Genomic DNA, 2,248 nt, shown 5'->3' with positions numbered 1-2,248 from the left:
GAATTCAAAACTCCCCTGGGCAGCATGAAGCTTGATCGGTACACCCAATTTATCGCTATAGTATTTTGTCTGATTTAAACTATTTGCTGTTTGGCACTCTACACGTTCTGGGGCAAGCATCCCTCTTATCAGGCCATCATAGGCTCCATCGAACGTTTCGACAAACTCGACCGCCCTTCGTAATCCAGCTTCACCGGCCTTTTCATCCCAGTGCAGTTTTACCTTGCCGTTAGGCTGGACGACCCTGATCCCGGATTGGAAGCTTGGCCCCAAGTAAATCCTTAGCCCCAATCCAGCTGCATGTTCTGCCGCAGCTGCCAACTCCTCATAGGTTTCGGCCCAGCTTTTATAAAAAACGGAGGTAATCGGCATCGCCGTCGTCACGCCATGAAGGATGAGCTGTGAATATGCATATAGAGACTTGAAGGCCTCATCTTCTTTTGACATCCATTCGGGATGGCCGCTTTTGATATAGTCCTCTGACCAAAGCAGATTTTTTTGCCTATCGGAGCCAGCCTCGAAATGCAAAAGATCATGGTCAATGTCCCCTAAGGCATTCAAGTCGATGAAGCCGGGGCTAATGATGGCATTCCCGGCGTCCAATACCTCATCCACTTCTTGCGGATACTTTTTTCCTACATACAAAATCGTATCCCCTTCATATACGACCTCCGCATTTTCCAAAATGACATGATCGCAGCCATCATGACCAATTACGTATCTTCCTTTAAGCTTCGTTTTCATTTTATTCCCCTTCCCGCAATGCCGCAGCGTTTTCCCGTTCGTCATATCTCCTTTCATCGACATAGGCCCTGGCGTGTCCCCAGAAATATTTCGTCGGCTTCATATACTTTTCAAGCCCCGCACGCTCGATCGTCGAAAAGGCTTCTTCATTCGCTTCGTCGAGTACGGTACTTTCATGAACGGTGTGGACCTCCCTCCCCTCCATGATTAATTTCCCATCGACGATGACATGCTCCACATCATTCGCCACTGCTTGGAAGACAAGCCGATGAACATGCATGAATTCAGGAGTCAGATGCGGCTGATGCAAATTGACCGTAATTACATCCGCTTTCTTCCCAATCTCAAGCGAACCGATTTCATCATCCCAGCCAATGCATTTCGCCGCATCGATCGTAATCATTTCCAGCAGTTTTCCTGGGGGTAAATAGTAATAATCCCGTAGTGCCGCCTGGTGAACGAATTGGGTTTTCCTCATCGCCTGGAACATATCAAAGCTAGTCGAAGGCGAGGTTCCATCGGTAGAGATCGCCACCGTTGCCCCCATTTCCAATAATTCAGTGATCGGCGTTCGGGCAAGCACCTGTCCAAAACCTGGCGAGGCACTGACATTCGTCCCCGTTTCTGCCAGTATCCTTGCCTCATCGAAGGAAATGCCGCGACAATGCTGTAAATGGACATCCGGACCCAACAGGGCATTCTGCTTATCTTGTATCGCTAAATGGATCATCCCGCCAAAAGCATCGGAATGGATCCTCGTATCATATTTACGGGCAATTTCCCGAATTCTTTTCGCTTGATAAAGATCATGATTACTTAGCCCATATAGCCTGTCAGGGGCTGTGGGATTGGAGGGGTCAACCGATGTGACGATGACAAAAGGTGTAATGAAGGCCCTTGTTCTGTCTTCATTTGCATGATTCAGTGCTTCGATCACTGCTTCCGCTCCCTTTAATACCTCTTCATAGGTAACCTCCTTCACAATTCTTTTCCCATCAACCCACCGACTGAATGAATGAGGCCATGGAGGGTTGCATGGACCTGTGCAGACAACCTCCCTCACCCCCACCTCGGCGTAAGCCTTCGCATGATTGATGGCGAAAATCGGGTCATCGGATCGCGGCATCGAGCCTAACACACTTACACCTGTTGTCACACCCGCCTTCAATCTCTCAAGGGCGGAGAGCTTTCCTTCGTAGTACCAAAAATCATCGGTTACAAAATGTTTGTACGTATTCGTCATGATCGGCATCCAAAAATCGATATTCTCCATCGCGATGGTCTTGAACATCGAGTGCCCCCCATGGCCATGAACATCTATCAATCCTGGCAATATGCATTGATGGCTGCAATCGATCACTTTTTTCGCCTCATACTTCGATGTCAGTTTTCCGGTTATCCCAACGTCTAAAATCCTTCCTTCATTTATGGCGATGGCCCCATCCGAAAGGATTCGCCTGTTTGGATCCATCGTAATTACAGTCCCGTGAATGAGCAGCAAATC

The 2,248-nt window shown here is 48.4% G+C and carries 1 protein-coding gene and 1 pseudogene; both read right to left on the bottom strand.

Annotated features, from left to right (window positions below):
- Positions 1–744, bottom strand: a pseudogene (locus tag CVN76_RS23090) (ethylammeline chlorohydrolase); the annotation flags it as partial.
- Between the two features lies 1 nt (position 745).
- A partial coding sequence (locus tag CVN76_RS23085; RefSeq protein ID WP_232732437.1) for an amidohydrolase family protein occupies positions 746–2,248 on the bottom strand: 1,503 nt, incomplete at its 5' end.

This window comes from Bacillus sp. mrc49 (assembly GCF_002803435.1).
Note: the sequence above shows the minus strand (reverse complement) of the source record. Positions and strands in the feature narration are given on the sequence as shown.